25 protein-coding genes and 1 riboswitch are annotated in these 26,093 nt (G+C 59.7%); of the genes, 6 read left to right on the top strand and 19 right to left on the bottom strand.

Features of this window, described 5'->3' with window-relative positions; all coding sequences use genetic code 11:
- Positions 1–90: 90 nt before the first annotated feature.
- Positions 91–1,842: a trypsin-like peptidase domain-containing protein gene (locus tag ACORLH_RS06395; RefSeq protein WP_321831794.1), complete on the top strand. Its 1,752-nt coding sequence runs from the start codon at positions 91–93 to the stop codon at positions 1,840–1,842.
- An 84-nt stretch (positions 1,843–1,926) separates the two neighbouring features.
- Here ACORLH_RS06395 and ACORLH_RS06390 read toward each other — a convergent pair whose 3' ends face one another.
- From ACORLH_RS06390 to ACORLH_RS06370, 5 genes are all read right to left on the bottom strand, one after another.
- A complete protein-coding gene (locus ACORLH_RS06390; protein ID WP_321831793.1) occupies positions 1,927–3,375 on the bottom strand; it encodes a TrkH family potassium uptake protein in 1,449 nt (482 codons plus the stop codon).
- 205 nt (positions 3,376–3,580) lie between these two features.
- Complete coding sequence (locus ACORLH_RS06385) at positions 3,581–3,805, bottom strand: DUF1127 domain-containing protein (RefSeq protein ID WP_058244597.1); 225 nt, start codon at positions 3,803–3,805, stop codon at positions 3,581–3,583.
- A gap of 158 nt (positions 3,806–3,963) precedes the next feature.
- The gene (locus tag ACORLH_RS06380) at positions 3,964–4,254 is read right to left on the bottom strand and encodes a hypothetical protein (RefSeq protein ID WP_321831792.1); all 291 of its coding nucleotides are present in this window, start codon (positions 4,252–4,254) and stop codon (positions 3,964–3,966) included.
- A 148-nt stretch (positions 4,255–4,402) separates the two neighbouring features.
- Positions 4,403–5,494 carry a GTP cyclohydrolase FolE2 gene (gene folE2 / locus ACORLH_RS06375; protein ID WP_321831790.1) on the bottom strand — a complete coding sequence of 364 codons (1,092 nt, stop codon included), beginning with the start codon at positions 5,492–5,494 and terminating at the stop codon, positions 4,403–4,405.
- 179 nt (positions 5,495–5,673) lie between these two features.
- Complete coding sequence (locus ACORLH_RS06370) at positions 5,674–6,855, bottom strand: aminotransferase class I/II-fold pyridoxal phosphate-dependent enzyme (protein WP_321831788.1); 1,182 nt, start codon at positions 6,853–6,855, stop codon at positions 5,674–5,676.
- Between the two features lie 59 nt (positions 6,856–6,914).
- Positions 6,915–6,993, bottom strand: a riboswitch (SAM riboswitch).
- A gap of 124 nt (positions 6,994–7,117) precedes the next feature.
- Between ACORLH_RS06370 and ACORLH_RS06365 the strand changes: the two genes are divergently transcribed.
- Complete coding sequence (locus tag ACORLH_RS06365) at positions 7,118–7,825, top strand: glutathione S-transferase N-terminal domain-containing protein (protein ID WP_321831786.1); 708 nt, start codon at positions 7,118–7,120, stop codon at positions 7,823–7,825.
- A gap of 43 nt (positions 7,826–7,868) precedes the next feature.
- Here the strand turns inward: ACORLH_RS06365 and ACORLH_RS06360 are convergent, their stop codons facing one another.
- The 5 genes from ACORLH_RS06360 to ACORLH_RS06340 all read right to left on the bottom strand — a co-directional run bounded on the left by ACORLH_RS06360 (position 7,869) and on the right by ACORLH_RS06340 (position 11,850).
- Positions 7,869–8,510: an inner membrane-spanning protein YciB gene (locus ACORLH_RS06360; protein WP_082626371.1), complete on the bottom strand. Its 642-nt coding sequence runs from the start codon at positions 8,508–8,510 to the stop codon at positions 7,869–7,871.
- A 53-nt stretch (positions 8,511–8,563) separates the two neighbouring features.
- Complete coding sequence (locus ACORLH_RS06355; RefSeq protein ID WP_321831785.1) at positions 8,564–9,466, bottom strand: SMR family transporter; 903 nt, start codon at positions 9,464–9,466, stop codon at positions 8,564–8,566.
- Positions 9,467–9,486: 20 nt separating this feature from the next.
- On the bottom strand, positions 9,487–9,924 hold the full coding sequence (locus tag ACORLH_RS06350; RefSeq protein ID WP_058244592.1) for a hypothetical protein: 438 nt from the start codon (positions 9,922–9,924) through the stop codon (positions 9,487–9,489).
- Entirely contained in the window at positions 9,917–11,095 is a 1,179-nt protein-coding gene (ftsY, locus tag ACORLH_RS06345; protein WP_321831784.1) for a signal recognition particle-docking protein FtsY, read from the bottom strand. Before ftsY ends, ACORLH_RS06350 begins: the two co-directional genes overlap by 8 nt.
- Positions 11,096–11,211: 116 nt before the next feature.
- Positions 11,212–11,850, bottom strand: coding sequence for a lysoplasmalogenase (locus ACORLH_RS06340; RefSeq protein ID WP_321831783.1), 639 nt, complete (start codon positions 11,848–11,850; stop codon positions 11,212–11,214).
- A 68-nt stretch (positions 11,851–11,918) separates the two neighbouring features.
- Between ACORLH_RS06340 and ACORLH_RS06335 the strand changes: the two genes are divergently transcribed.
- Complete coding sequence (locus tag ACORLH_RS06335) at positions 11,919–12,329, top strand: hypothetical protein (RefSeq protein WP_321831782.1); 411 nt, start codon at positions 11,919–11,921, stop codon at positions 12,327–12,329.
- A gap of 151 nt (positions 12,330–12,480) precedes the next feature.
- Positions 12,481–13,482 carry an alkane 1-monooxygenase gene (locus ACORLH_RS06330; RefSeq protein WP_321831781.1) on the top strand — a complete coding sequence of 334 codons (1,002 nt, stop codon included), beginning with the start codon at positions 12,481–12,483 and terminating at the stop codon, positions 13,480–13,482.
- 73 nt (positions 13,483–13,555) lie between these two features.
- On the opposite strand, the gene ACORLH_RS06325 is transcribed toward ACORLH_RS06330, so the two are convergent.
- The 6 genes from ACORLH_RS06325 to xseA form a co-directional block, all read right to left on the bottom strand.
- Positions 13,556–15,259 (bottom strand): ABC transporter ATP-binding protein, encoded by a 1,704-nt coding sequence (locus tag ACORLH_RS06325; RefSeq protein ID WP_321831780.1) that lies wholly within the window; start codon positions 15,257–15,259, stop codon positions 13,556–13,558.
- 4 nt (positions 15,260–15,263) lie between these two features.
- On the bottom strand, positions 15,264–16,214 hold the full coding sequence (locus ACORLH_RS06320; protein WP_321831778.1) for an ABC transporter permease: 951 nt from the start codon (positions 16,212–16,214) through the stop codon (positions 15,264–15,266).
- Positions 16,215–16,225: 11 nt separating this feature from the next.
- Positions 16,226–17,188, bottom strand: coding sequence for an ABC transporter permease (locus tag ACORLH_RS06315; protein ID WP_321831776.1), 963 nt, complete (start codon positions 17,186–17,188; stop codon positions 16,226–16,228).
- A 134-nt stretch (positions 17,189–17,322) separates the two neighbouring features.
- Positions 17,323–17,658: a hypothetical protein gene (locus ACORLH_RS06310; protein ID WP_321831775.1), complete on the bottom strand. Its 336-nt coding sequence runs from the start codon at positions 17,656–17,658 to the stop codon at positions 17,323–17,325.
- Positions 17,659–17,802: 144 nt separating this feature from the next.
- Positions 17,803–19,380, bottom strand: a complete 1,578-nt coding sequence (locus ACORLH_RS06305) for an ABC transporter substrate-binding protein (protein ID WP_058244584.1) — start codon at positions 19,378–19,380, stop codon at positions 17,803–17,805.
- A gap of 156 nt (positions 19,381–19,536) precedes the next feature.
- On the bottom strand, positions 19,537–21,072 hold the full coding sequence (gene xseA / locus ACORLH_RS06300; protein ID WP_321831773.1) for an exodeoxyribonuclease VII large subunit: 1,536 nt from the start codon (positions 21,070–21,072) through the stop codon (positions 19,537–19,539).
- Between the two features lie 82 nt (positions 21,073–21,154).
- On the opposite strand from xseA, the gene purD reads away from it, so the two are divergent.
- Positions 21,155–22,417: a phosphoribosylamine--glycine ligase gene (purD, locus tag ACORLH_RS06295; protein WP_321831771.1), complete on the top strand. Its 1,263-nt coding sequence runs from the start codon at positions 21,155–21,157 to the stop codon at positions 22,415–22,417.
- 63 nt (positions 22,418–22,480) lie between these two features.
- Here purD and ACORLH_RS06290 read toward each other — a convergent pair whose 3' ends face one another.
- Positions 22,481–23,194, bottom strand: coding sequence for a VCBS repeat-containing protein (locus tag ACORLH_RS06290; protein ID WP_321831769.1), 714 nt, complete (start codon positions 23,192–23,194; stop codon positions 22,481–22,483).
- Positions 23,194–23,517, bottom strand: a complete 324-nt coding sequence (locus ACORLH_RS06285) for a 2Fe-2S iron-sulfur cluster-binding protein (protein WP_321831768.1) — start codon at positions 23,515–23,517, stop codon at positions 23,194–23,196. Before ACORLH_RS06285 ends, ACORLH_RS06290 begins: the two co-directional genes overlap by 1 nt.
- 228 nt (positions 23,518–23,745) lie before the next feature.
- On the opposite strand from ACORLH_RS06285, the gene ACORLH_RS06280 reads away from it, so the two are divergent.
- Positions 23,746–24,279, top strand: a complete 534-nt coding sequence (locus ACORLH_RS06280) for a peptidoglycan-binding domain-containing protein (protein WP_321831767.1) — start codon at positions 23,746–23,748, stop codon at positions 24,277–24,279.
- A gap of 30 nt (positions 24,280–24,309) precedes the next feature.
- Here ACORLH_RS06280 and dld read toward each other — a convergent pair whose 3' ends face one another.
- Positions 24,310–25,992: a D-lactate dehydrogenase gene (dld, locus tag ACORLH_RS06275; RefSeq protein WP_321831765.1), complete on the bottom strand. Its 1,683-nt coding sequence runs from the start codon at positions 25,990–25,992 to the stop codon at positions 24,310–24,312.
- Positions 25,993–26,093 lie beyond the last annotated feature (101 nt).

The raw sequence follows: 26,093 nt of genomic DNA, 5'->3' as shown, positions 1-26,093 counted from the left end.
GCCTGACGCATTATTTAAGTGCAAGCCGCACGGAACCTGATAAAACAGCGCGCAATCGTGACGACGCGACAGGTAAGGATATTTCTGACTATGATGCGAACATTTGTTTCTTTCTTTATCGCGCTGCTGATGCTGACCCGCATCGCCTCAGCCCAGGAGGGGCAGGTTTGGGTTCAGATCGAAGCCCAGCCCAATCTGGCAGCAGCCCAAGACCGGATCCGCGACTATTCTGCCGCGCTTGAGGATATCAACGGTTTTGCCATGCAGGGTGGCTGGTACGCCGTGGCCCTGGGCCCGTACAGCCGTACAGATGCCGAACAGGTGCTGAACGTGCTGCGCAGTGAGGGCAAAATCCCACGCGACAGCTACATCGCCTTCTCCCGCGCCTATGGCCAACAATTCTGGCCCGTTGGCGGCAGCACCGTGGCCGCGGTCACCCCTTCGGTGACCTCTGGCGCAACCGACACTGCAGCTGCACAGCCCGAAGCGGTTGCCGTTCCGGCAGAACCGCAGCTGCCGGATGAAACCAAGGCTGAGGCCCGCCGCTCCGAGTCGCTGCTGTCGAAAGAGGAAAAGATGGAGCTGCAGCGCATGCTGCAGTGGGCCGGCTTTTACAACTCGGCGATCGACGGCGCCTTTGGCCGTGGCACCCGCGGGTCCATGGCAGCCTGGCAGCAGGCCTACGGGCACGAAGAAACTGGCATTCTGACCACCGGCCAGCGGGCCGAACTACTGCGTCAGTATAATGCCGTTCTGGAAGGGCTGGACATCCAGCTGGTGCGCGACGCCACCGCGGGCATCGAAATGAACCTGCCGCTGGGTGTGGTTGCCTTCAACAAATACGAAGCGCCCTATGCCCATTTCGACGCCTCGGGCGCTGTGCCGCAGGCGCGCGCCTTGCTGATTTCGCAGCCCGGCGATCAGAAAACGCTGTTTGGTCTTTATGACATCATGCAGACGCTGGAAATTGTACCGCTGGAGGGCAAACGTGAGCGTCGCAAAGACAGCTTCCTGCTGACCGGCAGCAACAGCCAGATCGTGTCGCACACTCAAGTGGCGCTGAAAGATGGTGAGATCAAAGGCTTTACCCTGATCTGGCCCGCCGGTGACGAAGAGCGCCGCAGCCGACTGTTGGGTCAGATGCAGGAAAGCTTTGCCCGTCTTGATGGCGTGATGAGCCCTGCCGCCGGCAGCAATGAAGAACAGCGCATCGACCTGCTCTCAGGTCTGCAGATCCGCAAACCGCGTTTGGCGCGCTCCGGGTTCTATGTGGATGGCGCAGGCACCGTGCTGACCAGTATTGACGCTGTGGGCAGCTGCAGCCGCATCACGCTGGAAGACGGCGTTCAGGCTGAGGTGATCGGCACCGACGCCGCATTGGGTCTGGCTGCGCTGAAACCAGCACAATCGCTGGCACCGGCGCAGGTGGCAGAACTACAGCGCGCAGTGCCGCGTCTGCAGTCTGACGTGGCCGTTTCCGGCTACTCCTACGGTGGTGTTCTGGGCGCGCCGACCCTGACCTTCGGCACTTTGGCGGATCTGACCGGCCTCAGCGGTGAGGAAGAGCTGACCCGCCTGGCGCTGGCCAGCCTGCCCGGTGACACCGGCGGCCCGGTTTTTGATGCGGGCGGCGCGGTCATGGGCATGCTGCTGCCGCGCAATGCCGATGGCAAACAGCTGCCGCAGGACGTCAGCTTTGCAGTGGATGCCACCGCGATTGAGGGTTTCCTCAGCACGCTCGGCGTTGCGGCGACGGCGACCGATGTCCTTTCCACCATGGCGCCTGAGGACCTGACCACCAAGGCCAGCGGCCTGACGGTACTGGTCAACTGCTGGGACTAAGACGCCCCACAGTGAGATAAAAAGAAACCGGCGCAATTTGCGCCGGTTTTTCTTTGTGATCAACAGGCTAGAAAAGCCCCCGTCTTACGCCCGCCAGAAGGTCACGGTCAGCATCGCGTAGACCGCCAACAGTTCCAGCCGCCCGATCAGCATTGCCACGGACAACAGCCATTTCGCTGCGTCGTTAAGGCCGGCGAAGTTACCGGCGGGGCCAATCTCATCCCCCAGCCCCGGACCGATGTTGGCCAGCGCCGAAGCCGCGCCTGAGATTGAGGTCATGAAATCCAGCCCCGTCATCCCAAGCGCCACGGCCAGCACCCCCATGGTGACGAAGAAAAATACAAAGAACGACATGACTGAGTTCAGAATATCATCATCGATTTTGCGTCCCTCATAGCGGGGCGGCACCATGGCGTTGGGGCTTTGGGTTTTCAGCAGCTGCGATTTGATCGAGGCAAAGAGGATCTGGTAGCGGAACACTTTCACCGAACAGGCTGTTGAGCCCGCGCAGCCGCCGATTAGACCGATGAAGAAGAACATGGCAATCAGCAGGTTGCCCCAACCCATGTAATCGACCGACGCATAGCCGGTGCCGGTCATGATGGAGGTCACGTTAAACACCACCTGCCGCAGCGAAGACCCGGCCTCATGTCCCTGTAGGGTGATGAGAACAGTGGTGGCAAAAGCGATCAGCAGTACCAAGGTCAGCAGGAAACCATAGACCTGTCGGTCCATCAGCAGCGCACCGTGGTGGCCGTTCAGCATCTGCACGTACCGCACAAAAGGCAGCGCCGACAGCACCATGAACACCGCCGCCACATATTCCAGCGGCCCTGAGAAGGCCCCAAATGACGCGTCATAAGTAGAAAACCCGCCGGTCGAAATTGTGGTCAGCGCATGCACTGTGGCGTCAAAGGCGCTCATCCCCAGCAGCAGATAACTCAAGGCGCAGAGCACCGTCAGCGCCACGTAGATCACTGAAATCTGGCTGGCAATCTCGGTCGCGCGGGGCAGGATCTTGCCCATAGTGTCAAATCCTTCCGAGCGGAAGATCTGCATCCCACCAACGCGCAGCTCCGGCAGGAACACCATCGCCACAACAATGATCCCAATGCCGCCCAGCCACTGCAGGATGCCCCGCCACAGCAACAGCCCCTTGGCCATGGTGTCGAGCCCGGCAAAAACCGTTGCACCGGTGGTGGTCAGCCCGGACATGGCTTCGAAAAACGCATCCACCGGCGTGGCTTGGGTTTCCCCAAAATAGAAAGGCAGCGCAGCAAAGATCGGTAGGGCCAGCCAAACGCCTGTTGTCAGGATAAAGGTCTGCTGGATGTTCAGCCCTTCCTGGTTGCCGTTCTGACACGCCAGAGAGATCATGCCGCCGATAAAGATGGTCAGCAGGGCGCTTTGGGCAAAGACGCGCCAATGCTCCTCACCCGTGGCCAGATCCACCAGCATCGGTGCCAGCATGGTCAGCCCCAGCACGGCCACCAAGAGGCCAATCACATATCCGACGGGTCGAAGATCCAACATGAGGAAGCGATGGACCCTGAACCGGGTCGAGTCAAGACAGCGCGCGGCCAAGCCCATCATCTGGCCCCCTACACGCTACCGCCGCGCAACAGGTAAGGCATCGGCGTCAGACAGCAAAAAGGCCCCGGCATGCTGTGCATGCTGCGGAGCCCCTTGGTGCGGCCTATCGCCTGTGCATCTGCCCTGCCATGCGCAGGGTGTCTGATTACAGGTAGAACTGATCGCGGAAAACGTGGCGGACAATCTGGTCGCGCTTCAGACCGATATCGGCCAGTTCGCGGTCGCTCATGCGTTCCAGTGCCTGGATTTCGTTAAAACGCGAACGGCTTTCACCATAGGCAATCATGCCCTGGACCAGACCGGACCACAGTTGACCCATACGGGCAACCAGACCAGCGTTTTCAATGTGATTTACAGCGTTCAATGCCATGATCTTGGAACCTTCTGTTACGTTGGTCCCCCCCTTGACCTTGAAAATAGGGCAGAGTGATTGACCATACCACTGCCGGTTCGGAATATCAGCCCTGCGCCTGCTGCAACGCAGCGATCAACCGGCGGCACCTGCTTCAACTTACCGCTAAGCCGCTGTCACACAGGCATATTGTTGGGACCATCCACCGTATCGATAGGGTCATCAGCCAGTGGCATCTGCGGCGGCGCGGCCGGTTTACGTGGACGTTTTTTAGCCTGTTTCACCCGTTGTTTCGCGGGTTTGGCAGCACTGACGGCACGTTTTGTTGCAGCGGCTGGTACCGGCGCGGGCGTCCCCTGCATCATGCCTGTCACCACACGCACCATTTGCATCTGCGTTGCCAGCCCCAGTGCCGTCAAATGGCAAATCGTACTGGCGGCCTTGAAAGGGGTCATCATGATCATCATCGCACTTCCCTCTTCTTTGCTGATCTCACCAGCTTAGCCATAAGGGGACTGCGTTACGGAAAGATGACCTGCCGAGAGCTGTGCAATAACGAAAAATGCCGCCTCAACAGGCGGCATTTAGGCAATTGCCCCGAATTCAGGCAGAGGCTCAGCCTGGATGATGCAAGGTGGCAAACATCTTGGGGTCATAGCTTTCGGCGGCGAAGGTGGCCCCTTCGGTCAGAATAGACACCGCATCATGGCTGTGCAGGCTTTCCTGATGGCTGGCCACCACGCGGAAATCCCCAACCCGCGCATCAGCCTCCAGGCTTTGTGAAAACAGCCGCGCTGCATCTTCAACAAAGATGGGGTTTGCGGCGTTCAACTCGGCAAAGGCCTGTTCATCTTCGCGTTTGACCATCACCTGGGTTTCCGTCGGAACCGCCTGACGTGCCAATTCGATCAGATCCTCAAACCACAGGCAGGCCTTACCCACCAGTTCGACAGAGATCCGCGCCACTGAACGCTGCGAATGCGGCGTGGCCAGCTGACCACGTGTCTGGCGGGCATGTTCGCTCAATTCCAGTGAACAGGGACAGGTGGAAGAATAGACATAGTCCAGATGCATGATCTTCTTGCGCACACCGGCCGTTTCGATCAGTTCCAGCGCGATGTCGTAATACTGGTACCCCGCAAGGCCCGACCGCAGTGACGGCACCTTCACCGGATAGGAAAACCGCATCTGGATCCGCGCATCAAAGCTTTCCAGATCGGCCTTATAATCCTCCAACGCGGCCTCAACCACTTCGAAGCTGAAGGTCTTTTCCGCATGGCGATAGAAGGACCGCATGATGCGGGACATGTTGATGCCCTTTTTCTCAGCCTCAAGACTGACGGTGCCGGTGACCGAGGTTTCCAACGTGATGTCCGCCCCATCGCGGGTGTGGAAACGGATCGGCAGACGGAAGTTGGAGATCCCAACATGCTGGATCGCACGCTTCGCGCCGCGGATCAGGCTGGAGGGCCCGTTTTGCAGATCCGGCAGGCTGGCCTTATAGGCCGCATCAACGGTGAAATCCTCAGGGTATTCGCGGCTTAGCTCAGGATATTGCCCGCCGCGCAGCAGCGCCAGCAGCCCTGCATCCACCTCTTTCAGCTCAGCATCCGAGGCAGTTTCAGCCCAGGCCCGCAGCCGCGCCAACGCATCGCGCGCCTCATCCGCCTGCATCACCCGATCAATTTCGGAGGTATGGACGTTCATAGCTGGTGATCCCCGACCTGCTGTTGCCGTGGCAACTGTGGACCCTCAATCTAATGCAGCCGGGCCAGTTTGCCAAATTTAACCGTGAACTAGTGCAGCCCCTGCGGTGGTGCAATCCCATGAACGGCAAAAGGGGGACACAAAGCGTCCCCCTTGTCGGTTTCTTACTGAAATTCGTCTTAGGCCTGATCCAGGGCCTGCAGCAGATCAGTGATCAGGTCGCTTGGGTCTTCCAGCCCGATCGACAGGCGAACCAGACCGGGGCTGATCCCCAGCGTGTCTTTCTGTTCCTGCGGCAGACGTTGGTGGGTCGTCGTTGCCGGATGTGTGGCGATGGATTTCGCATCGGCAAAGTTGTTTGAGATGGTGATCACCTGCAGCGCGTTGAGGAAGCGGAAGCAGGCCTCTTTGCCGCCCTTCACCTCAATCGTCAGTACGGTGCCACCGGCCGGGGCCTGCGACAAGGCCAGTTGCTGCTGCGGATGGGCCTTGTGGGTCGGGTAGCGCACCACGTTCAGCTTGTCATGGCCGCTCAGCGCCTCAGCCACGTCCAGGGCCGCCGCGGCTTGCGCGCGCACCCGCAGTTCCATGGTTTCCAGCGCTTTCAGATGGGTCCAGGCGGTGAAGGGGTTCATCGCGCCACCGGTGTGTTTGATGTAGGTCTCAATCGGGCCACGGATCAGATCCTTGGGGCCACAGATGATGCCACCCAGCATCCGGCCCTGCCCGTCCACATGTTTGGTGGTCGACACAACCGAGATATCGGCGCCGCAGGCCTTGGCATAGGAATAGACCGGCGTGGCCATCGCATCATCCACCACCACGATCGCGCCAACCTCATGCGCCAGATCGCAAACGTGTTTCAGATCAATAACTTCCAGCGTTGGGTTCGAAATCGATTCAAGGAAGACCAAATCGGTCTTTGCAGTGATCGCTTCGGCCCAGGCCGCATTGTCGGTGCCATCGACCAGCGTCACATTGACGCCAAAACGGGTCAGGATATCTTCGAGGATGTAGAGGCAAGAACCAAAGAGCGCCCGTGAGGCAACAACGTGGTCGCCTGCCTTCAACAGCGCCATCAGCGCGCCATTGACCGCCGCCATTCCAGAGGCGCAGGCAAAACCATCCTCATAGCCCAGATAGTCGGAAATCCGGTCCTCGAACATCGCCATGGTCGGGTTGCCATAGCGGGCATAAATGAACTCATCCTGCCCTGCCTTTTCAAACCGTGCCTCGGCCTGTTCGGCGGTGTCGTAGACAAACCCCTGAGTCAGGAAGACCGCTTCGCTCACCTCATTATACTGGCTGCGCCGCGTGCCGCCGTGCACCAGCTTGGTCCGTTTGTTCCAGCTCTCGCTCATTCCAAATCCTCCGGGCATCGCGCCCAAACAAAAAAGCCCCGTCGCGGTCAAGCGAAAGGGGCTCTTTCATCCTGACCTCTTTAGCGGAATATTTTACGTGGCCCGCAATCCGGTAAACAAATCGCCACGGCCCGCCTGATAGGACAGAGCGACGGGAAGGTCAAGTTAACCTATCGTCACGACACCTATACGTGAGATACGCGATGCCCCCTTGCCACCAGCGGTCAAAGCGCCATCATCGCCCCCAACAAGGGAGTATGACATGAGCAACGCAATCGACCTCTATTACTGGCCCACGCCAAACGGCTGGAAAATCTCCATCGCGCTGGAGGAAATGGGCCTGCCGTACAATCTGCATCTGGTGGACATTGGCGCGGGGGCGCAGTTTGAGCCGGATTTCCTGAAAATCGCCCCCAACAACCGGATGCCCGCCATCGTAGATCCGGATGGACCGGACGGTGCGCCGATTGCGATGTTTGAAAGCGGTGCGATCCTGCAATATCTGGCCCGCAAGACCGGCCAGTTCTATGGCTCAAACGCGCGCGAACAGGTGGCCGTGGAACAATGGCTGATGTGGCAGATGGGTGGCGTCGGCCCGATGGCGGGTCAGGCGCACCACTTCCTGAAATACGCCCCGGCGATGGATCCGCCCAATGACCTGCCCTACGCCAAGGACCGCTACCGCAATGAGGTCAGCCGTCTCTATCGCGTGTTGGACACCCAGCTGGCGGACAATGAATTTGTCGCGGGCGATTTCTACTCGATCGCAGACATGGCGATCTGGCCCTGGGCGTCGCTCTGGGAAGGGCAGCAGCAGGACCTGAGCGACAAGCCGAACCTGAAACGCTGGCTGGACCAACTGGCGGCCCGCGATGGCGTTGCCAAAGGCCGCGCAGTGGCGGCAGACATGCGGTCAAACCTGCAGGACAACAAAAAGGCGCAGGAACTGCTGTTCAAACAAAAAGGCTGACCAAACGGCCAGCCCTTCACAGATTCTTAGACAACGGCGTGGGTTACTCCGCCGTTTCTTCTTCGGCCTCAAGGCTGTGGTCCTTAAACAGCTTGCCCTGTGTCATGAAGAACAGGAAAATCGCTGCGGTCAGACCAAAGGTTTTGAAATAGACCCAGGCCTCAGTGGTTTGGGTGCGCCAGACGATTTCATTCAGTGCCGCCAGCCCAAAGAAGAAATACATCAGCCGCCGGGTCAGGATCATCCAGCCTTCCCGCGTCAGCGCCAGAGCGGTGTCCATCACCGCCTCCAGATAGCTGGTCCCGCGCATCAGGCCAAAGCCCAGAGCACCGCCAAACAGCAGGTAAATCAGCGTCGGCTTCAACTTGAAGAACCGCTCATCATTGAGCCAGACCGACATGCCGCCAAAAACAACCACCAGCACCAGCGTCACGATCTGCATCTTCGACAGATGGCCGGTCAGGCGCCACAGCACCAGGGTTGAGGCCACAAGAAGCGGGATGAACCCGGCGGTGACCACGATGAAGCCATCATAGGCCGTGCCACCGATGTCAAAGCTCTGATCCTTCAGCAGGATATAGGCGGCAAAGAAGGCTGCGATGGGGCCGAATTCCAGCGCGGATTTCAGCATCGGGTTCACCGACTTGGCAGGCACTGCGCCGTCAGTTTCGGGGGTCTTTGACATCTTCACTCCTCATCGCGGCCCAAACGCGGGCTGTGCCGCCCTATATCGGGTGTTCAGCCGCCCATTTCAACAATCACCGCACCCAAAGCAATCAAAGCCATCAGAGCGATGCGCCGTGGCCCCACTGTCTCTTTCAAAAACAGCCAGCCAATGATCGCTGCAAAGACGGTTGAGGTCTCCCGCAGCACTGCGGCTTCACCCACTTTGTCCAGCCGTGTCGCCATCATGACCGAGCCGAAGCTGGCAAAAGCAATCAACCCGCCAATCACACCGCGGAGCATCAGCGGCGCAACGGCCGGGGGATGCGCCATGCGGCGCCAGCGCAGGTAAGCAATCGGTGGCATCGCCAGACCATCAATCAGGAAGAACCACGCCAGAAAGGTAAAAGGATCCGCTGTCGCCCGGATGCCATAGGCGTCATAGGTGGTGTAAAGCGCCACAAACAAACCGGTGAAGGAGGCCAGCACCATCGCAACCCCAAGCGTGTCACGCGATGAGGTCAGGAAAATCATATTGTAAATCGCCAGCCCGAAGATGCCCGCCAACAACACACCGACACCGGCCCATTGCATCCAGCTGAACGTCTCGCCAAACACCAGATAGGCGCCGACCACGGTAAACAACGGCCCCATGCCGCGCACCACCGGGTAGACCACGGTGAAATCGCCCTTGGTGTAGGTGTAGCTCTGCAGCAGCTTGTAGCCGACGTGGATCACAAAGGCACCACCAAGGATTGGCCACATATGCGGCTCAGGCCAAGGGACCACAAAGAAAGCAAAAGGCGCCGCCATGACGCCGTAGCTGAAATCAATGGCGCCGCGGGTCAGCCAGGGATCGTGCCGCCCCTTTTGCAGGGCACCGAACACTGCATGCAGAAAGGCCGCCGTCAGGGCCAAAGCCAGCGCCAGCTGGTGCCCGGCCTCTGTCCCTTCCAGAGATGTCAGCCACGCACTCATCTCAGCTCACGCCTTCTGCTTCAGATCACGCGGGGTTCAAACTGCCCCATTTCGATATCGCGCAGCCGCTCCAGCCGTTCCGAAATATCGATCTCACGCCCGTCATGACCCAGAATGACCGGCCCACCGTCCGCATGTTTGGCGTATTCATCAATCAGGCTCGACACAATCGTCTCAACCGTAAAGGCATTGCGATAGCGCCGCAGCAGACACAGATCGGTGATCCGCGGCAGCGCCTGATCCTGGGCAGAATCCCAGATCAAACGGCCCGCACCAATCAGGATATCGCCATGGGTCACCACGACCTCCGCATAGAGAATGCGATCGTCGCCCCAGATATCATCGCCGGGGAACGGGTGGCTCAACCGGCTGCCATCCAGCAGCTCGTCCACCGCCTCATGCAGCGCCACGATATCCCAGCCGTGTTCGTTTTTCAGTGAATCATGAATTTCAAGCATCGAGACCCGTCAGCGCCTTCGCAAATTCTTCGGGATCAAAGGCCTGCAGATCATCGATCTGCTCCCCCACGCCAATTGCGTGGATCGGCAGGCCAAACCGGTCAGCCAAGGCCACCAGCACGCCGCCCTTTGCGGTCCCATCTAGTTTCGTCATGACCAGACCCGAAACATCCGCCAATTCCCCAAAGGTCGAAACCTGGTTCAAAGCGTTTTGCCCGGTGGTCGCATCCAGCACCAGCAACGTGTTGTGCGGTGCGGTTTCATCTTTCTTACGGATCACCCGCACGATCTTGGCCAGCTCTTCCATCAGATCAGCGCGGTTCTGCAGCCGGCCTGCCGTGTCGATCAGCAACAGATCAGCGCCCTCTGCCTCGGCCTTGGTCATGGCGTCAAACGCCAGACTTGCGGGATCCGAACCTTCGGGCGCGGTCAGTACCGGCACACCGGCGCGTTCGCCCCAGACCTGCAGCTGTTCAACCGCGGCCGCCCGGAAGGTATCGCCCGCCGCAATCACCACGGATTTTCCAGCCGCACGGAACTGGCTGGCCAGTTTGCCGATAGTTGTGGTCTTGCCGGATCCGTTGACGCCCACAACCAGAACCACCTGTGGGGTTTTGGCATAAATGGGCAATGGCTTGGCCACCGGCTCCATGATGCGGGCCACTTCCTGGGCCAGCAGTGATTTAATCTCTTCGGTCGACAGTTTCTTGCCAAACCGCCCTTCAGCGATATTGGCGGTGACGCGGGTTGCCGTTTCCACACCCATGTCCGATGCGATCAGCAGCTCTTCGAGCTGTTCCAGCATGTCGTCATCCAACACGCGGCGGGTCACCTGTTTGGCTTCGCTCCGCCCCATGAGGCGACCGAAGAAACCAGGTTTGCTGTCTTGCTGCTCAGGCTCAGGCTCGGGTGCTGTCACGGGTTCAGCGGCGGGTTGTTCCGGTGCCTCGGGCTGCGACACCTCAGGTTCCGGAGCGGCCTCTGAAACCTCTTCTGCGCCCTGCTCTTCAGGCTCTTCCGCTGGTGCAGACCGCGGCTCTGGCTGTGCTTCGGGGGTTGTCTCCACAACCTCCTCAACTTCGCCACCATCCTCAACAATCGACTCCAGCCCGTCCTCAAGACGTGAGGACGACTTCATCAATCGCTGTTTCAATTTGCCGAAAAAGGACATCCGGGACTCCGCAAGTGTTTGATTTCACCTAGCCAGTTCCCGCCCCCTTTGAAAGGCCAAGCCCTTGTTTTCTTGGGGATTAGCCTGTGGAAAACCCTGTGAGACTCAATGTATTTTCACGCGATGAATCCATTAAAAATAAGCACTTGCGCAACGTAGTAAAAGAACCAGATGACAAATGGCGCCACCCGACCGAAAGGACCGTCATTTTTGACAAAAATCTGCACTGACAGCACCAAATCCGACAAAATGAACGCCAATGCGCCCCAAAACACCCAAGTTTGGGGAATCGGTTGCTGCGCAGCGACACAGCCCATGGTAAGGATCAGCAGCACGTAGATCCGCACCGGCCAGCGCAGCGCCCCGGTATGGGGCTGCAACCACCACTCGGTCGACAAGCCCAAGAGGATCAACAGCACCGGAACCCAGAGAGTGCCCCAGGCCAGTTCCGGCGAGAAATGCACAAAGAAGGCAACGACATAGAGGATATGCCCCAGCGCAAAAGCACCGATACCGCCCTGCAGCATCGCCTCACCATCGCGCGACAGCAGAAAGTCCCCCATAGCACAGGCCCAAAGCCCCAGTAGCGGCAACAAGGGCGCACCGCTGACGCTAAGCCCCAGCGCCGGCAGCGCCACGGCCAGGGTTTTGACCGCCGTTTTGGCGCCGCTTGCAGGCCGGTAGCAGAACCACAGCAAGTACACCGCGGACAGAGCAAACCCCGCGAAAATGGTGAAGTTAAGAAAGGTAAACATCCGGCCCCGCCGCGCAGTTTCAAAAAATGTGATTTGGTTGCTGCGCCGCTTTGCGGCAGCATGGGGCTATGAAAGCCATGTTACCCCTGATCGCTCAAGCCCTTGTAGCTCTTTCCCTGTCGTCACCCGCACAGGCGCAGGACGCGATGACAGGTGAAGAGTTTGAAAACTACACCAAGGGGCAGACCTTCTATTTCGCCGAGGACGGCGTGCCCTATGGCGGTGAGGAATACCTCAACAATCGCCGCGTGCGCTGGTCGTTTCTGGGCGGCGAATGCAAAGAGGGCTACTGGTACGAAGACAATCGGCGGATCTGTTTTGTCTATGAGGACCTCAATGGCCCGCAATGCTGGAGCTTTGTCAAAGAGGCCGAAGGGCTACGCGCCACCTTCTACGGACCAGAGCCAGCGTCAGAGCTGTATGAGGTGCTAAAAACCGATGATCCGCTCAACTGCCCGGGTCCCGAGGTTGGTGTTTAGTTGTCTTTAGGCAATTTGTAATCCGACTTGCCTGGCCAATTATCGCCCGAAACTTGTCCTTAAGACTCCAAGCCAACAAAATCCTTCAGTATTTGCACTGATCCCGGCACAGGGGTAAGCTCGCTCTTGGATTGAACCTGAGTGCCCCACCATGTGGCTGTTTACCTTTGCGACATTGCTGCCAGCCGCGCTGCTGATCTGCGCCAGTGTTACCGGTGGCTGGCTGGTTCTAGCTGCTGTTCTTGCGATCACGGTTTTCACCTGGAGCCTCGACAAGCTTACCCCCACAGCGCCAAATCCCGACGCGGAGTTTCCGACCGGTGATGGTCTGTCCGTGACCTTGGGCCTGTTGCATCTGCCGATGCTGGCTTTGGCTGTCTGGGCGATTGGCGGGGTCAGTGGCTTGGGCCTCTGGGAACGGTTGGGGCTGTTGATCGGTTATGGCTTGTTCTTTGGTCAGATCGGTCACCCCAATGCCCATGAATTGATCCATCGGCCGGGCCGCTGGTTGCGCCGTTTGGGCAAGCTGGTCTATTCATCTTTGTTAATCGGCCACCATGTGTCCGCCCATCCGCTGGTGCACCACATCCATGTCGGCACCGACCGCGATCCCAGCTCCGCGCCGCGCGGGCAAAGTGTCTGGTACTTTGCACCACATTGGTGGCGCGGGGCCTTTCGTGAGGGCCTCATCGCTGAAAACAAGCGCCGCAAAGGACGCAGGTTTTGGCAGCATCCCTATCTGCACTACAGCCTCATCGCCGCCCTTACGCTGCTGAGCACGGCCCTCTTTGGCGCCGGCCCGGCTTTCGCCCTGATCACTGTCTGCTGCTATGCCCAATTGCAAATGATCCTGTCGGACTATGTGCAGCACTACGGTCTACGCCGCGCGATCCGTGAGAACGGCAAACCAGAGCCCGTTGGTCCGCAGCACAGCTGGAACACACCGCATCGCTACTCGTCCGCGATGATGCTGAATGCGCCGCGTCATTCGGACCATCACCTGAACCCGACGCGGCCCTACCCCGGCCTGCGACTGGAGGCGGCGATGCCCCGCCTGCCCTATGCGCTGCCGACGATGGCGGTGGTGGCCCTATGGCCAGCCCTGTGGCGCCGCATCATGCACCCGCGTCTGGATGCGCTAACGCCGCAATAAGCGCAATACACAGACCCAGAAACGCAAAACGGCGCCCCGAGGGGCGCCGCTGCGTTTCACATCACGCTCAGGATCAGGACGCCTGCGGGGTTTCCGACAGATCCGCCAGACGCGGCATCAGATCCAGCAGCGATTTAGTGTAATCAGTCTGCGGATTGCTGAACAGCGCCTCAGTTTCCTGCAGTTCCACCAGCTTGCCCGATTTCATCACCGCCACGCGGTCACACATCTGGCGCACCACCGGCAGGTCGTGGCTGATGAACAGCATGGTCAGGCCCAGGTGTTCCTGCAGATCCTTCAGGATGTTCAGAATTTGCGCCTGGATCGACACATCCAGTGCCGAGGTCGGCTCATCACAGATCAGGAAGCGCGGCTGGGTCGCCAGAGCCCGCGCAATCGCGATCCGCTGACGCTGACCACCGGAGAATTCATGCGGGTATTTGAACGCCGCTTCGGCGCCCAGACCCACACGTTCCAGCAGCTCTGCCACCCGCTGATCCACCGCTTTGCCGTTCAGCAGACGGTGATGACGGATCGGTTCAGACACGATCTGATCCACCCGCATCCGCGGGTTCAGCGAGGAATAGGGATCCTGGAAGATCATCTGGATCTCTTTGCGATAATCAGCCTGACGGGCCTTATCGCTCAGATCGCTGACCAGCTTGCCGTCAAAATCGACCGAGCCACCATCCAGCTGATAGAGACCGGAGATCATCCGCGCGATGGTGGATTTGCCCGAACCGGACTCCCCCACTACGCCGAACACTTCGCCCGGGCGGATGTCAAAGCTGACATTGTCCACCGCGGTGAAGTAATCGCGATCCCAAGGCAGCAGCCCCTGACGTTTCACGAATTTCTTGGTGACGCCCTTGACCTCCAACAGCGGACGGGACGGATCGTTTTCGACCTTCGGCCACGACCGCGCCAGATCCTCGATCGCAAACCGGGTCTCACGGCCGCCATAAGACAGCTGCGGGAAACGATGCAGACGCACCGACGGGCGCGGCACTGCGGCGATCAGGGCTTGGGTGTACTCGTGACGTGGGGCGCCGATCACCTGCGAGGTTTCGCCGGTTTCAACCACTTTACCGCCATACATCACCGTCACACGATCGGTGGTGTCGGCAATCACGCCCATGTCGTGGGTGATCAGGATCACCCCGACCTGACGTTCCCGGGCCAACTCGCGGATCAGATCAAGGATCTGCGCCTGCACGGACACATCCAGCGCGGTGGTCGGTTCATCGGCGATGATGACCTCAGGCTCAGAACAGAGCGCGAGGGCAATCACAACCCGCTGCCGCATCCCGCCCGAGAACTGGTGCGGGTACTGGTCCAGACGGCCGTCAGGATCCGGGATCCCAACACGGTCGATCAGGTCACGGGCACGCTTGTTGGCTTCGGCCTCATTCACGTCCAGATGGGCGCGGATGGTCTCAACCAGCTGCTGACGCACGGTGAACAGCGGATTAAGTGAGGTCAAAGGATCCTGGAAGATCATCGAGATCCGACGGCCCCGCAGGGACCGCATGGCATCCGCGTCCAGACCGCTGATCGCATCGCCTTGCAGCTCAATGCCGCCATCTGCGATGTGACCGGGACGTTCCAAAAGGCCCATGATGGCCGCGCCGATGGTGGATTTGCCCGCGCCGGATTCCCCGACGAGGCCATGGATTTCCCCCGGTTCCACCGAAAGGTCGGCGGCGTTCACCGCGGTGAAGACACCGCGCCGCGTGGGGAACTCAACAGTGAGTTTTTTGATGTTCAAAAGGCTCATGAGATCACCGCAGTTTGGGGTTCAGCGCATCGCGCAGCCAGTCGCCCAGCAGGTTCACACTGAGGGCAAGCGCAAGCAGGGTGCAGGCGGGGAAGAACAGGATCCACCACTCACCCGAGAACAGGAAGCCCTGACCAACACGGATCAAGGTGCCGAGACTCGGCTGGGTCGGCGGGGCGCCCACGCCCAGGAAGGACAGCGTGGCTTCGGCGATGATCGCCAGCGCCAGGCTGATCGTGGCAATTACCAGAACCGGCGACAGCACGTTGGGCAGGATGTGACGGAACATGATCGGCAGGCTGCCGCGCCCGATCAGGCGGGCCGCTTGGACGTATTCCTTGTTCTTTTCCACCATGGTGGCGCCTCGGACGACACGGGCAAACTGCACCCAGTCCGACAGGCCGATGGCCAGGATCAGCACCCAGATCGCCATCTGATCGCGGTATTCCACCGGGGTCACACCTTTGGCGATCCCGAAGATCAGCATAGCCACAAGGATCGAGGGGAAGGTCAGCTGCACGTCTGCCGTCCGCATGATCAGCGTGTCGGTCCAGCCACCGTAGTAGCCCGATACCAGACCGGCAATCACACCAAGGGTCAGGCCCAGCATCACAGCCGCGAAGCCCACGAAGAGCGAGATGCGCAGACCATAAAGAATGGTCGAGAACACATCACGGCCCTGATCGTCAGTGCCCAGCCAGAAGGTTTCACCGGTAAAGGCGTTCGGCTCACTTGGCGGCGTGAAGCCGTTCATCAGGTTCAAGGTGGCCGGATCAAACGGGTTGTAAGGCGCGATCAGCGGGGCAAACACCGCCGCCAGCACCAGCGCCATTGCCACCGCCAGCGACACAATCGCGACGGGGGAGCGACGGAACGCATAGGCGATGTCGCTGTCCCAGGCGCGGGCCAGCTTCGACATCGGGCGCGTTTTTTGAGGGTTTGTTGAATCAGTCATTGGTGTCTCTCTTATCCGCGCAGTCGTGGGTCAATCGCCACATAGAGCAGATCGACAATCAGGTTGATGCCCACGAACAGGACAGAAATCATCATCAGGTAAGCAGCCATCACCGGCACATCCACAAACTGGACGGCGTTGATGAACAGCAAGCCTACACCCGGCCATTGGAACACGGTCTCGGTGATGATGGCGAAGGCGATGATCGAGCCCAGCTGCAGACCGGTCACAGTGATCACCGGCACCAGCGTGTTTTTCAGCGCATGGCGGAAGTTGATCACCCGCTCAGACAGGCCACGGGCGCGGGCGAAGCGGACATAGTCCTGACGCAACACCTCCAGCATTTCCGAACGCACCAGGCGCATGATCAGCGTCATCTGATAAAGGCCCAGCGTGATCGACGGCAGGATCAGCGCTTTCAGACCGCTGGCGGTCATGAAACCTGTGGTCCAGTTGCCAACTTCCACCACTTCGCCGCGCCCAAAGGAGGGCAGCATGTCCAGCTCAACCGAGAAGATGTAGATCAGCAGGATCCCGATCAGAAAGGTTGGCAGCGACACGCCAACCAGCGACAGGGTCATCACCGTGTTGGCCATCCAGCCATCGCGGCGGATCGCGGTCAGCACGCCCATCACAATGCCGAAGAACAGCGCCAGGCAGCCCGAAACCAGCGCCAGTTCCAGAGTGGCAGGCAAACGCTCCGAGATGATCTCGGTCACAGGGCGGCCCTGACGATAAGAAACGCCCATGTTGCCTTCGGCGGCATTCATCAGGAATTTCCAGTATTGCACCGGGAAGGGCTGATCCAATCCCAGCTGGGCGCGCAGACGATCGATGTCCTCTTGCGTTCTTTCCTGACCCAGCATGTTGTCGATTGGATCACCGACGAAGTTGAACATCGCAAAGGCGACAAGCCCCACGACGAGAAGCACGATGACAGATTGGAACACCCGTCGAACGATATAGGAAAACACGTTGTCCCCACTTTATTGTTGCGGCGCGCCAAAGCGCGCCACGGGTTGGTTATTTATGCTGACAGGCACAGGCCGGGGCCTGATACGGATGCACAGTCAGCTCGGTGTTTTGTGCAGGCTTGGCCTGCGGTCTTTTATCTACGTAACGCCCGGGTCCAGCCCTGCAAACGCAGGGGCTCAGGCGCCATGAGCTCCGCGGCCCTACGGGCCAGATCGGCGCTGCTTTCCCCCATCACGGACAGGAGGTCAACCTTCGCTTTGGGATAGTCGGCACGGGGCGCGCGGCTATGACGCGGCGTTTGTCCCGCCCATGTGTCGAAACGCTTGCCGAAACGCGAATTGGACCATGCAATCAGGGCGTTTCCCCCAACGTCCGAATGCGATTTTTTCCCCTTATCCCCACAGCGCACGCCCATGCGCGCCACGGTGGCGGCAAGGCATTCAGCAGATACAGATAGCAGGGGTGTCATGGTCATCCTCCCGGCGGAAACCGGCGTTGGGAAATCGGTAACGTCGGTCGGTTCGGCGATGCTTCAGGCACAGAGTTGGCCGACCAGGAATTGATAACACGAAAGAAAACCGGTGGCCCGAGGGCCACCGGCAGCAAACGAACCTTAGTTCATTTTGATGTATTTGACCTTCGGCTGGTCTTCGGGATCAACATCGATGCCCACGCCGTCCGCCATGGCCCAGTTCAGAACCTGGTGGTGGATCGGGATGTAGAGCTGATCACCCTGAACGGCAGACCAGATCGACGCGATATCCGCGTTACGGGCTGCCAGGTCGGTGTTCGATGCCAGGGTTGCGATCTTGGCGTCGACGTCATCGTTGTCATAGCCAGTGCCGTTCCAGGTACCGATGTCCGACTCGCGGCCGTGAACCAGGAAGTTGAAGATGTATTCCGAATCATAGGTCGGAACGCCCCAACCCAGCATGTAGAAGTCGGTCTTGCCGTCGGTGATCAGCGGGAAGTGCTGTGCCTTCGGCTTGGCGTCGAGGTTCACAGTGATACCGATCTGCGCCAGCATGCCAACCGACGCCTGACAGATCGCTTCATCGTTGATGTAGCGGTCGTTCGGGCAGTCCAGACGGATCGAGAAACCGTCGCCGTAGCCGGCTTCAGCCATCAGCGCCTTGGCGCCGTCCACGTCGGTCTTCGACGAGGCGTCCATTTCAGCGGTCCAGCCGTTGACGAAGGGCGGTGCGATCATGCCAGCCGGGATCGACTGACCACGCATTACAACCTGACGGATGGCGTCACGGTTGATCGCCATCGACATCGCTTTACGCACACGAACGTCGGCCAGCGGGTTCTTGCCGTCAACGTTGTCTGCTTCGATGTCATCTGCGCCCTGGTTCATACCAAAGAAGATCACACGGTTCTGCGGGGCCTGTTTGACGCCGTAGCCGGCTGCGCCGTCAACACGCTGAAGGTCCTGAACCGGCATATCCTGCAGGAAGTTCACCTCACCCGACAGCAGCGCTGCAACACGGGTCGGTGCGTTCTGGATCGGGGTGTAGATGATCTCGCTGACTTCCAGCGGGAACATGTCACGGCCCCAGTAGTTTTCGTTACGCGCCATGACGGTTTTCACGTCGGGCTCACGGCTGACCAGGGTGTAGGGGCCGGTGCCGTTGACGTTGGTGGTTGCGAAGGTGATTTCGCCGCCCTCAAAGTCCTGCACGTTGACGGTGTTGTTCGCCTCGGTCCAGCCTTTGTCCATGATGAACAGGTTGGTCAGGTTCGACGGCAGAATCGGGTTCGGACCATTGGTGACCATTTCAACGGTCAGGTCATCCACGGCGCGCACTTCGGTGATCGAGCCGATCAGCTCTTTCATGTCCGAGTTCGGCTGTTTCGCACGGTTGTAGCTGAACACCACGTCTTCGGCGGTGAAGTCAGCACCATCGTGGAATTTCACGCCCGGGCGCAGTTTGAAGACCCATACGTTGGGGTCGGTGGGGCTGGGCGCCCATTCGGTGGCCAGTGCCGGCTCAAAGGCGCCGGTGGTGTCACGAATGATCAGCGGTTCGTACATCTGGTGACGAATCGTGTGGGTCGGCCCTTCGTTCTGGGCGTGCGGGTCCAGCGTCAGTGCATCACCAGCGCGGGCCCAGCGCAGGGTTTCCGCCTGTGCTGCAATGGTGCCGCACAGAAGTGCAGCAGACAGACCGATAACTCGGGTAATCATCTCATTCTCCCTGAATGTGTTGTGGCAAGAGATGAACATGACCAGCGCTTCGGCGCAAGATTTCTGGTAAAACAAATTTTAGCACACAGCAAAAAAGATGAGTTATGCACAAATCTTTTTTCTGAATCCGCCCCAATGCGGCACCGAGGGTCGCTCTCAGAACAGGCTGCCCTGCTCCGGTTTTGGTGGGGTCGCTTTGGGCCTGGCCTTTGTGGTTGTGGGCGCCTGCGCCTTTGCAGCCGTAGGCTCAGATCCGCCCGGACCGGCCGCCTTGTCTGAGACATCAAGCCGGCCATCTGCGAACTCAATCTCCAGCGTCGTGGCCTGGGCCGCCGCCGCGCCGGTTGTCACAACAGCCCCATCGCCACGCACCACCGCATAGCCCCGCTGCAAGGTCGCCTTATAGCCCAGTGTTTCGCGCAGTCGGTCCATCGCCTCCAGCTGTTGCTGCCAGCCCTGCAACTGCCGCCCACCGGCATCCGACAGGCGTTTGCTCAGGCGATCAAAGGCGTCGCGCTTCAATCGCACATCCCTTTGGAATGCTGTGTTCATGCGCGGGCTGACCTTGGCGAGCTCTCTCTGTTCACGCTCGATGCGCTGCCGCAGTCCTGTCGGACGCAACCCACCTTTGATCTCTGATAGATGCGTCTTGCGGCGTTGCACGCCCTGCATCAAAGCCACAGGCAGCTTATCGGACCAACGATCCAACTGTTGGCGCGGACCGTCCAACAGTGTTTCGGCCCGTGGCAGGGCGCGCGACAGATCGCGCAGACGTTGCCCACGCTGGGTGATCCCCTGGCTCAGCGCCCGGCTGAGGCGGGCGTTTTGCTGATCCACCCAGGCCAACAGTTCCATACGGACGGGCACCGCCAGTTCCGCTGCCGCCGTGGGCGTCGGTGCGCGTTGATCCGACACAAAGTCAATCAGCGTCGTATCTGTTTCATGCCCCACCGCTGAAATCAGCGGAATGTCCGAGGCTGCGGCCGCGCGCGCCACCACCTCTTCGTTGAAGCCCCAGAGATCCTCGATCGAGCCACCACCGCGCGCAACGATCAGCAGATCAGGTCGCGGCAATGCCCCGCCCGGCGTCAATTGGTTAAAGCCACGGATCGCATGCGCTACTTCGGGGGCACAGCGTTCGCCCTGAACGGCCACCGGCCAGATCAGCACCTTGCGCGGGAAACGATCGCGCAGCCGATGCAGGATATCGCGGATCACAGCACCAGAGGGTGAGGTCACAACGCCTATCACCTCAGGCAGGTAGGGGATCGGCTTTTTGCGGGATTGATCAAACAGACCCTCGGCCTGCAGCATCGCTTTGCGCTTTTCCAGCATCGCCATCAAGGCGCCCATGCCGGCGGGTTTCAGATCCTCAATCACCAGCTGGTATTTCGACTGACCTGGGAAGGTGGTCAAACGACCGGTGGCGACAACCTCCATCCCCTCCTCGGGGCGGGTCTGGACGCGCGCGGCCACGCCTTTCCACATCACCCCGGCAATCACCGAGCGGTCGTCTTTCAGATCCAGATAGACATGGCCCGACCGGGGAAAGGACACGCGGCCAATCTCACCCTTGATGCGCACATGGGAAAACTCCCCCTCGATCATCTTTTTGATCGCACCGGACAGTTCCGTGACGCTGAATTCCGGGGCGTTTTCGCCTTCTCTGGGGTCGTCGAAGAGGTCAGACATGCCTGCGCCGCTCTGCTCACTTGTTTCCTAGTCCCGCGCACCTTAGAACGCCGCCAACGGAAGGCCAAGCGGAAGGGCTATCATGAATATCCTAATTCTCGGAAGTGGCGGGCGTGAACATGCTCTTGCCTGGGCAGTGATGCAGAACCCGAAATGCGACAAGCTGATCGTGGCACCGGGCAACGCCGGGATCGCACAGATCGCCGATTGCGCCAGCCTCGACATCCTGAGCGGCGCGGCGGTGGTGAACTTCTGCGAAGAAAACGCCATTGATTTCGTGATCGTCGGCCCTGAGGCGCCGCTGGCCGAGGGCGTCGCCGACCGTTTGCGTGACGCAGGTGTTTTGGTCTTCGGCCCCTCTGCCGCGGCGGCCAAGCTGGAAGCCTCAAAAAGCTTCACCAAAGAGATTTGCGACGCCGCCAATGCGCCGACCGCAGGCTACGGCCATTTCACCGATCCTGAGGCCGCCAAGGCCCACATCCGCGCCAATGGCACGCCGATTGTCGTCAAGGCTGACGGTCTGGCCGCTGGCAAAGGTGTGATCGTTGCAATGGACGAACAGACCGCGCTGGACGCCATCGACGATATGTTCGGCGGTGAGTTTGGCGCTGCGGGTGCCGAGGTGGTGATCGAAGAGTTTATGGAAGGCGAAGAAGCCTCCTACTTCATTCTGGTCGACGGTGAGGACTGTCTGGCCATCGGCACCGCGCAGGACCACAAGCGTGTGGGCGAAGGTGACACCGGCCTGAACACCGGCGGCATGGGCGCCTACTCCCCTGCCCCGGTGTTGTCTGACGAGATTGCCGAAAAGGCGATGAATGAAATCATCAAACCCACCATGAAAGTCATGGCCGATCGCGGCATGCCCTACCAAGGTGTGCTCTATGCCGGTCTGATGATCAAAGACGGCCAGCCGCGTCTGGTGGAATACAACGTGCGTTTCGGCGATCCTGAATGTCAGGTGCTGATGCTGCGCCTTGGCGCACAGGCGCTGGATCTGATGCAGGCCTGTGCTGAAGGCCGTCTGACTGAGGCACAGGTGAACTGGGCTGACGATCATGCGATGACCGTTGTGATGGCCGCCAAAGGCTATCCGGGCGCTTACGAAAAAGGCTCCGTCATCAACGGCCTCGACACGCTGCCCGAAACCAGCACTGAGATGTGTTTCCACGCCGGCACCGGCGCAAAGGACGGCCAGATCATCGCCACCGGTGGCCGTGTCCTGAACGTCACCGCACGCGGGGCATCGCTGAAGGAAGCTGCGGATCGCGCCTATGCGATGGTGGATCAGATCGACTGGCCTGAGGGCTTCTGCCGCCGCGACATCGGCTGGCGCGCGCTTTAACCGCTTGCGTGATTAGAGACAGAAAGCCCCGGACCTTGGTCTGGGGTTTTTCTTTTGCGGTGATTAGCGACACTCCGCCGCGCGGTTCAAACTGTCGGGGCCGCTATAGGCGCCCAGATCGCGGCTGATCAGCTGCCCCGCCTGCAGACGTGTCGCCACAATACGGGTCCAGCCAGCATTGGCTGTGACCAGTTCCAGATCCTCACCGCAGCCACGAATACCGCCGGCGATAAAGTCCCAGCCGATTTTGTGGTTGGTCAGCCCTTTGGCGCTGGCAATCTGGCGCAGGCTGCCATCCTCATAACGCCAGACCCGCAGGGTTTTGGCCAGATGCGGGCGATCAACATAGGCCAGTTCCACCGCGCCATCACCATCCAGATCCGCCACCCCAATCGGCGCAAGCCAGCGGTTTGAGGTGCCGATATGGGGCGTTTCCGCCAGTTTCCCCTTGGGCCCGTAGATCGCCAGAGCTGCGCCTTGGCGCGCGTCCGTTTCGATCACCACAACCTCTGGCAGGCCGTCCCCGGTGACATCCGCCAGCCGTGGCTGCAGATCCTCGAAAACATGATCCTGTGGCAGGGTGATGGTCACGGTCTGACGTTTGCCGCCATCGCGGGTCTCCAGGACCAGCTGACCATATTCGACGGTATCGCCCAAAACCCCGTGGGCATAGCGGGTCGTCGGCCCATCAAAACGGGCCGACGTGATCTCAGCCTCTGCATGCGTTGCCGCGCCACACAGGCCTAGCGCGGCCGTCAGGATCGCCGCGCGCCACATCAGATCTGCTTCTCAGGCATTTTGACAACCAGACCGTCCAGCGCATCGGTCACTTTGATCTGGCAGGTCAGGCGCGAGGTGGCCGGATCGGGCTGATAGGCAAAATCCAGCATGTCCTCTTCCATGTCATCCATCGCGGGGATCTTCTCTACCCAGGACGGATCCACATAAACATGGCAGGTTGAACAGGCACAGGCACCGCCACAGTCAGCTTCGATCCCGGGAATGTTGTTATCGCGTGCGCCTTCCATCACGGTCAGCCCATTGGCGACCTCGACAACATGTTCGGTGCCATTGTGTTCAACATAGGTGATCTTCGCCATGCGGCTTACTCCGATTGCTCGTTTTGCTATTCATGTCTAATCCCCTCCTAGCGGGGTCATCCGGGCAATGCCAGCCCCATTCACGACACTCACGCCTTTGTAAGTGTCGCATATAGCGGGCTGCGGCCAAGCCGGTGCTTTATTGACGCAGCGTTTGGCGCTATGGTGTCAAAAAACAGACCGCCTGCCGAGCGAAAGTAACGGGACAGGCGCCATGAGGCAAAGCAGATGCGCAGATGGATCATCACAGCACTGGTGGGCTCCGGCTTTGGGCTAGCGGGCTGCATGTCGACGTTGCCCGTGCCGCATCTGGGTACTGAGCCTGAGGTGACCCGGCTGGTCAGCGGTACGCCCCCTGGCGCGCCTGCAGGCAGCTGCTGGGGCAAGCGCATTCAGCCCGGCGTCTATGAAACCGTGACCGAACAGATCATGCTGCAACCCGCTGAGGTCCTGGCCGACGGCACCGTGCTGAGCCCGGCCATTTACAAGACCGAGACGCGCCAGGCTGTGGTCAAGGAACGCCGGGAAATCTGGTTTGAAACCCCTTGTGCCGCCCAGATGACGCCGGACTTCGTCGCCACCCTGCAACGTGCCTTGCAGGTGCGGTCGCTCTACCGCGGTCCAATCACCGGCGAAATGGACAAACGCACCCGCGCTGCAGTGCGCAAATATCAACAGCCCGAGGGGCTGGACAGTGGCATCCTCTCCCTTGCCAGCGCCCGCCGACTGGGGCTGATCGCCATCTCACGCGACGGGATTTAACCCGCCACTCAGGGAACTGGCAGCCAGCCGTCAGCTGTAGTGTTTGTTCTTGCTCATCTTTCCCAGCCCAGGATTGAGGGCATTGGTCGGATCGATCTCTTTATAAAACGCCGCCAGATCAGGTTTGGCCGCATAAAGATGGCCGACATTGTGTTCGGCCGGATATTCCGCCCCACGCTGGTCCAGCAGCGCCAGCATCTTTTCCTTCAGCACCTTGGGATCTGCACCTTTCTTCAGGATGTAATCCTGATGCAGCACGTGGCAGAAGAAATGTCCGTAATAGAGTTTGTGGGCGATTTGGCCGTCAATCTCAGGCGGCAGAACCTCAAACCAATCGGCATCATTGCGGCGCAGCGCAATATCCAGCGCCAGAATATCCTCGACCTCAGCGCGGTGAACATTCTGGTAGCGAATGGCAGCCCCCGCCGCCGCAAACCGATGCAACCCCGCCAGCTTCCCCTCGCGCCCCTCACAGGCAAAGAAGTCGCCATCCCGCTCAGCGAAGAACTTGCTCAGATACTCTGCCGCCTCTTCAATACCGTCGTTTTTCATCTTGAGGATCAGATGATGCTCATAGCGCTTGCGGAACTCTGACATCCGCGCTGGCAGCACCTTGGGCCACAGACGCGCAAGCCCCTGCATCACATGATCGGTCAAATTGCGGGGCAGCAGGCGCAGCTTGTTCAGCCGGGCATCAATCGCGCCTTTCAGTGCAAAGAACATCGGCAACCGATCCGTGCCCAATTTGTCGATCATCACAAGCGTATCTTTGCCGTATTTCTCTGAGATGTCGTAGCAATCGGCATGCATATATTCACCGCTTACCGGCAGGTTTTCAAAACCTGACAGAATATCGCGGCGCAGCTGGCCCAAAACGGCCGTGTCATTGGTCCCGATGTAAAAGACCTGTTCGCGGTCGTTCTTTTCATAGGTGTCCAGGCGCACCGCAAAAACGGCCAGTTTGCCGGCACAGCCTGAGGCCTCATAAAGACGGCGCTTATCCGCGTTGAACCGCGCCGGGCTGTCGGCAGTCACATCGCGCACCCGGTCCACATATGCCGTGTCCGAGGCTTTCTTGTTGGTGCGATCCACATCTTCGGCACTGAACTGGCCGGCCTCAAGCCGGGTCAGGATGTCTTCGGGACTGTCGCCCAACTCAATCCCCAGATGGTTGACCAGTTCCAGCCCACGATCGGTCACCTGCGCAAACAAAGACAGTTCCGTATAGCTTGGGCCGCGTTCGATCAGCGCGCCGCCCGAGTTGTTGCAGACTCCACCCACGATCGAGGCACCAATACAGCTGGAGCCGATCACGGAATGCGGTTGCCGCCCCAAAGGCGCCAGCAGCTTTTCCAGCTTAAACAGCGTCGCGCCGGGGAAACTCAGCACCTGGCGGCCACCATCCAGCAACTGGATCTGATCCATCCGGTTGGTCGACACAATCACCACGTCACGGTCATAGCTGCCGTTCGGGGTGGAACCTTCGGTCAACCCAGTGTTGGCTGCCTGCATGATGACAATCATATCTGCCGCCACACAGGCCTGCAGCACCTTCCACTGTTCCAGCAAGGTCGCGGGACGCACCACCGCAATGGCGGCCCCTTCGCCTGAGCGGTAGCCTTTGCAGAACCGCTCCATCGACCGCGGATTGGTCAATACGTGTTTGCGGCCACAGATAGCGCGGAATTTATCGATGAGGTGTTCGTGTGTCATAGATCGCAGGTCTTGATGCATGGGGCGCCCCGAGATCGCGCAACCCTGGCCAAAACGCATATCGCGCTGCTGGGGGTCGGGGCCCATCAATTTGCGCGGAC

The sequence above is a fragment of the Thalassovita sp. genome, assembly GCF_963691685.1.
GTDB lineage: Bacteria > Pseudomonadota > Alphaproteobacteria > Rhodobacterales > Rhodobacteraceae > Thalassobius.
The sequence above is the reverse complement of the archived record's forward strand: the minus strand, read 5'-3'. Positions and strand labels throughout refer to the sequence as shown.